General features: G+C 69.3%; 5 protein-coding genes. 1 reads left to right on the top strand and 4 read right to left on the bottom strand.

Going from position 1 to position 5,629, the window contains the following annotated elements; translation table 11 throughout:
- Positions 1-43: 43 nt before the first annotated feature.
- The 4 genes from ACRDPS_RS24260 to ACRDPS_RS24245 form a co-directional block, all read right to left on the bottom strand.
- Positions 44-1,342 carry an adenylosuccinate synthase gene (locus tag ACRDPS_RS24260; protein ID WP_431504237.1) on the bottom strand — a complete coding sequence of 433 codons (1,299 nt, stop codon included), beginning with the start codon at positions 1,340-1,342 and terminating at the stop codon, positions 44-46.
- A gap of 171 nt (positions 1,343-1,513) precedes the next feature.
- Entirely contained in the window at positions 1,514-2,497 is a 984-nt protein-coding gene (locus ACRDPS_RS24255; RefSeq protein WP_431504236.1) for a response regulator transcription factor, read from the bottom strand.
- 35 nt (positions 2,498-2,532) lie between these two features.
- On the bottom strand, positions 2,533-4,023 hold the full coding sequence (gene lysS / locus ACRDPS_RS24250) for a lysine--tRNA ligase (RefSeq protein ID WP_431504238.1): 1,491 nt from the start codon (positions 4,021-4,023) through the stop codon (positions 2,533-2,535).
- 137 nt (positions 4,024-4,160) lie between these two features.
- Positions 4,161-4,574 carry a DUF3151 domain-containing protein gene (locus ACRDPS_RS24245; RefSeq protein ID WP_431504235.1) on the bottom strand — a complete coding sequence of 138 codons (414 nt, stop codon included), beginning with the start codon at positions 4,572-4,574 and terminating at the stop codon, positions 4,161-4,163.
- A gap of 61 nt (positions 4,575-4,635) precedes the next feature.
- On the opposite strand from ACRDPS_RS24245, the gene ACRDPS_RS24240 reads away from it, so the two are divergent.
- On the top strand, positions 4,636-5,629 hold a 994-nt coding region (locus ACRDPS_RS24240; protein WP_431504234.1), incomplete at its 3' end, for a DHA2 family efflux MFS transporter permease subunit.

The following is a 5,629-nucleotide window of genomic DNA, read 5'->3' as shown; positions in this document are numbered from 1 at the left end:
TGAAGCTGAGAGTGACCTATAGGCCACTCTCAGCTTCACAACCTCAGGTCAACGAGTTGATGATGACCGTCTCGTCGCGGGCGGGCCCCACGCCGATGACGGACATCGGGGCGCCGGAGATCTCCTCGACGTACTTCACGTAGGCCTGGGCGTTGGCCGGGAGGTCGGCGAACGACCGGGCGCCGGAGATGTCTTCCTTCCAGCCCGGCAGATACTCCAGGATCGGCGTGGCGTGGTGGAAGTCGGACTGGTTGACGGGCATCTCGTCGTGGCGGACACCGTCGACGTCGTACGCCACGCACACCGGGATCTCGTCGAGGCCGCCGAGCACGTCGAGCTTGGTGAGGACGAAGTCGGTGACGCCGTTGACGCGGGCTGCGTAGCGGGCGATGACCGCGTCGTACCAACCGCAGCGGCGCGGGCGGCCTGTGGTGGTGCCGAACTCGTGGCCGTTCTCGGCCAGGTAGGCGCCCGACTCGTCGAAGAGCTCGGTCGGGAACGGTCCCTCACCCACGCGGGTGGTGTAGGCCTTCACGATCCCGACCACCCGGTCGATCCGCGTCGGCGGGATCCCGGAGCCGGTGCACGCGCCGCCCGAGGTGGCGTTGGAGGAGGTCACGAACGGGTAGGTGCCGTGGTCGACGTCGAGCAGCGTCGCCTGGCCGCCCTCCAGCAGCACGGTCTCGCCGCGGTCGAGCGCCTGGTTGAGGAGCAGCCCGGTGTCGCAGACCATCGGCGCGATCCGGTCCGCATAGGAGAGCAGGTCCTCGACGATCGCGTCGATGGTGAAGCCGCGCCGGTTGTAGACCTTCCCGAGGAGCTGGTTCTTCAGCTCCAGCGCACCCTCGACCTTGCCGCGCAGGATCGACTCGTCGAAGAGGTCCTGGACGCGGATGCCGATCCGGTTGACCTTGTCCGCATAGGTGGGCCCGATCCCGCGGCCGGTGGTGCCGATCTTGCGCGAGCCGAGGAACCGCTCGGTGACCTTGTCGAGCTGGCGGTTGTAGTCGGCGATGACGTGGGCGCTGGCCGAAAGCTTCAGCTTGGAGATGTCGACGCCGCGCTCCTCCAGGCCGGTCAGCTCCTCGAAGAGCACCTCGAGGTCGACGACGACGCCGTTGCCGATCACCGGCGTCACGCCGGCGGTCAGGATGCCGCTGGGCAGCAGGTGGAGGGCGTACTTCTCGCTCGTCCCGTCGTCCTGGCGGATCACCACCGTGTGGCCGGCGTTGTTGCCGCCGTTGAACTTCACGACGTAGTCGACCTGCTCACCGAGCAGGTCGGTTGCCTTGCCCTTGCCTTCGTCGCCCCACTGGGCGCCGATGATCGTGATCGCGGGCATGTGTGTTGCTCCTTCACTCCGGACGGAGTCCCTCCGCCGTGAGGCGGCTGCTCAACGCATCAAATATCTAGTGTGTGCCGGATCCATCCAGCTGGACCCATCTAGAACGCAAAGAGCCCTGGCAAGACCAGGGCTCTTGCGACCACACGCTAGCAAACCCGAGGCCGTACGTCACAGCCAACCGCGTCGCGCCGCCTCGACGCCCGCCTCGAACCGGGAGGTCGCGCCGAGCGTCTCGAGCAGCTCGGCCACCCGGCGCCTGACCGTACGCAGCGAGACCCCCAGGCGTCGCGCGATCTGCTCGTCCTGGCCGCCACGGGCCAGCTCCTCGAGCAGCAGGCGGCGCTCGGCCGCCGGCAGGTCCTCGAGCTCGGCCGCCGGCAGGGCCCGGCGCCACAGCTCCTCGTAGTAGCTGGTGACCAGCTCGACGATCGCCCGCTGGCGTACGTTGACCATGGGCTGCTCCACCGGGCCGAGGGGGTCGGGGAACATCGCGTGCGTGCTGCCGACCACCATCAGGTGGGTGGACACGCGCGGCAGGATCCGGACCTCCTCACCGATCTCGACCCGCATCCGCAGCACGTCGGGCGAGTGCTTCAGTGCCGCGACCGGGTAGATCCCCCGACACCGGCGGCCCGTCTTGATCGTGGACTCGATGACCGAGATGAACCTCATCTCCGAGGGGTGCACGGTCACCGCCGGCCGCAGCCACAGCAGGTCGCCCGAGGTGGCCGAGACCAGCCGCTCGAAGGTGTCCGGCGAGAACTCGGTGGCGATCACCTCACCGTCGATCGGGTGCTCCTCACCGATGGTGGTGGGCAACCGTGCGGCGGTGCCGGCGACGTACGGCACCGACTGGGAGATCTTGAGCAGATGGTCGTGGGCGTCCTGCGCCCTGGTCGCGGCCCGCTCCAGCATGTGCGCGACCACTGCCGTCGGCCCCAGCACGGTCAACGTCTCGCCGACCACGCAGACCACGCCGCTCTCGACCAGCGGCGCGGCCGCCTCCTTCAGCTCCTCCTCGGAGGTCGACAGCGTCGCCGCCACGACCACCAACGGCCACCCGTTGAGCGGGAGGAGCCGGCTGTAGAGCTGCGCCGCGTCCGGGGCGAACCCGAGCGCGGTCATCAGCGTCTGCGATCGGCCGTTCTCCATACCTGGCACCTTAGTGCCAGGTATGGAGAACAGTCTCAGGCCTCCGGCTTGAGCAAGGGGAAGAGGATGGTCTCGCGGATCCCGGCGCCGGTGAAGAGCATGATCATCCGGTCGAGGCCGAATCCCATGCCGCCCATGGGCGGGGCGCCGTACTCCAGCGCACGCAGGAAGTCCTCGTCGAGCTGCATCGCCTCGGGGTCCCCACCGGCGGCCATCAGCGACTGCGCGGTGAGGATCTCGCGCTGCACGACCGGGTCGATGAGCTCGGTGAAACCGGTGCCGCGCTCGACACCGCCGATGATCAGGTCCCAGGCGAGCACCTGGCGCGGCTCGTCGTCGTTGAGCCGGGCCAGCGGCTGCGCGATCGCCGGGAAGTCGCACAGGAACGTCGGCTGGATCAGGTGCGGCTCGACGAGCTCACCGCACAGCTCCATGACGACCTTGCCGGCCTCCCACGCCGGGTCGAGCTCGACATCGTGCTTGTCGGCGAGAGCCCGCAGCGTCTCCAGGTCCGTGTCGGGCGTGACCTCGACACCGACGGCCTCGGAGACGCCCTGGTAGACGGGCAGCCACCTCCACTCGCCGTCCAGGTCGATGACCTGTGTCTCATCGGTGGTCGAGTCGTCCCCGGTGGTCGAGCCTGTCGAGACCTCGATCTGACGGGTCCCGACCGCGTCGGCCGCGGCCAGGAAGAGCCCCTTGAGCATCTCCGCGATGGTGAACTGGTCGCCGTAGGCCTGGTAGGCCTCGACCATCGTGAACTCGGGCGAGTGGGTCGAGTCGACGCCCTCGTTGCGGAAGATCCGGCCGATCTCGTAGACCTTGTCGACACCGCCGACGACGGCCTTCTTGAGGTTGAGCTCGAGCGCGATCCGCAGCGACATCTGCTGGTCGAAGGCGTTCATGTGGGTGTTGAACGGGCGTGCGTGGGCACCGCCGTGGATGAGCTGCAGGACGGGCGTCTCGACCTCGAGGTAGCCGTCGTCCTCGAGCCGGCGGCGCACCGCCTGGGTGATCGCGGCCCGGGTGCGCACCATGTCGCGCGCCTCCTGGCGCACGATCAGGTCGGCGTAGCGCTGCCGCACCCGCGCTTCCTCGGAGAGGTCCTTGTGGAGCACCGGCAGCGGCCGCAGCGCCTTCCCCGCCATCTGCCACGAGGAGGCCATGATCGAGAGCTCGCCACGGCGCGAGGAGATCACCCGGCCGGTGACGGCGACGTGGTCACCGAGATCGGCCAGCGCCTTCCACTCGGCCAGCGCCTCCTCGCCCACCTCGGCGAGCGAGAGCATCACCTGGAGCCGGGTGCCGATCCCCTCCTGGAGGGTGGCGAACGCCAGCTTGCCGGTGTTGCGGACGAACATGACCCGGCCGGCGACGGTGACGACGTCCTGGGTCTCCTCGCCGGACTCGAGCTTCTCCTCGTACGCCTCGCGCACCTCGGCGAGCGTGTGCGTGCGGCCGATCCCGATGGCGTACGCCGCCTTCCCCTCGGCCAGCAGGCGCTCGCGCTTCTCGCGCCGGACCAGGCTCTGCTCATCGAAGCTGGGCTCGGTGAGGTCCGGTGCGGGCGCGTTGGCGTTGGGCTGCTCAGTCACAGGCCAAGGCTAGGCGAAATGGCCGGTCGGGTGCGATTCGGTAATCGCTTCAGGAGGGTGAGCTGGGGTCAGCCAAGAAGAGCGTCGTACGCCGCCGGGCTGCTGTCGCGCAGGAACTCGCTGCAGCGCTCCCACTCCTCGGTCTCGCCGATCGCCTTGGCCTGCTCGGCGAGGAGGGCGAGGCTGATCAGGAAACCGCGGTTGGGCTCGTGCTCCCACGGAACCGGGCCGTGACCCTTCCAGCCGTTGCGGCGCAGCATGTCGAGCGAGCGGTGGTAGCCGACACGGGCGTAGGCGTAGATGGTCACGTCCTCGGCGCCGGACTCCTTGGCGGCCATGGCCAGGGCGGCCCAGGCCGCGGGCGAGGCCGGGTTGTGGCGGACGACCTCGGCCGGCTCGGTGCCGGCGGCCAGCTCGTCGGTGGCCGGGTCTGCGGGAAGGTGGGTCGGCGGCGGGCCGGCCATCAGGTCCTGGTGCGTCATGCGGCCCATTGTGCCCGGCACCACCGACAGAGGTGTCGGCGGTCGGGTGTTGACTGTGTATATGACGCAGACGACCGCTGCCACCGCGGCAGCAGCGACCGACCATCCGTGGCGGGCGCTGTTCGCGCTGTGCATCGGCTTCTTCATGCTGCTGGTCGACATGACGATCGTGACCGTCGCGACGCCGGACATCATGGCCGAGCTCGACGCCAGCGCGAACGCGGTGCTGTGGGTCACCAGCGCCTACATGCTGACGTACGCCATCCCGGTGCTCATCATGGGACGGCTCGGCGACCGCGTCGGACCCAAGTGGGTCTACCTGGCCGGCCTGGCCGTCTTCACGGTCTCGTCCCTGTGGTGCGGCCTGGCCGACAACATCGAGTCGCTGGTCGCCGCACGGGCGGTGCAGGGCCTCGGCGCGGCGATGATGACGCCGCAGACGATGGCGACCATCACCCGGATCTTCCCGGCCGAGCGACGCGGGGCCGCGATGGCGCTGTGGGGCGCGACCGCAGGCATCGCGACCCTGGTCGGGCCGCTCGCCGGCGGGCTGCTGGTCGCGGCCGGCGGCTGGGAGTGGATCTTCTTCGTCAACGTGCCGATCGGCATCGTCGCGATCGCGCTCAACTGGTGGCTGGTGCCGGTCCTGGAGACCCACCAGCACGCCTTCGACTGGCTCGGCGTGCTGCTCAGCGGCCTCGGGATGTTCTGCGTGGTCTTCGGCCTGCAGAACGGCGAGAAGCGGGACTGGGACGCCGTCACCTGGGCGCTCGTGGTCGGCGGCGTGGCGATCATGGCGCTCTTCGTCTGGTGGCAGTCACGCAACCGCAACGAGCCGCTGGTGCCGCTGGGCATCTTCGCCGACCGCAACTTCTCCGTCTCCGGCCTGGCGATCTCCTGCATGGGCTTCGCGGCGGTCGCGATGGGCTTCCCGCTGATGCTCTACGCCCAGCTGGTCCGCGGCTACACCGCTCTCGAGGCCTCGATGCTGATGGTGCCGATGGCGCTGGTCTCGTTCGTCGCGGCGCCGTTCGTCGGCCGGCTCACCGACCGGA

Source organism: Nocardioides sp., assembly GCF_050699375.1.
In the GTDB taxonomy this organism is placed as follows: domain Bacteria; phylum Actinomycetota; class Actinomycetes; order Propionibacteriales; family Nocardioidaceae; genus Nocardioides.
Note: the sequence above shows the minus strand (reverse complement) of the source record. Positions and strands in the feature narration are given on the sequence as shown.

Coding starts and splice junctions, on each gene's coding strand:
- ACRDPS_RS24260 (WP_431504237.1), bottom strand. CDS start 1,342: ATGCCCGCGATCACGATCATCGGCGCCCAGTGGGGCGACGAAGGCAAG.
- ACRDPS_RS24255 (WP_431504236.1), bottom strand. CDS start 2,497: ATGGAGAACGGCCGATCGCAGACGCTGATGACCGCGCTCGGGTTCGCC.
- ACRDPS_RS24245 (WP_431504235.1), bottom strand. CDS start 4,574: ATGACGCACCAGGACCTGATGGCCGGCCCGCCGCCGACCCACCTTCCC.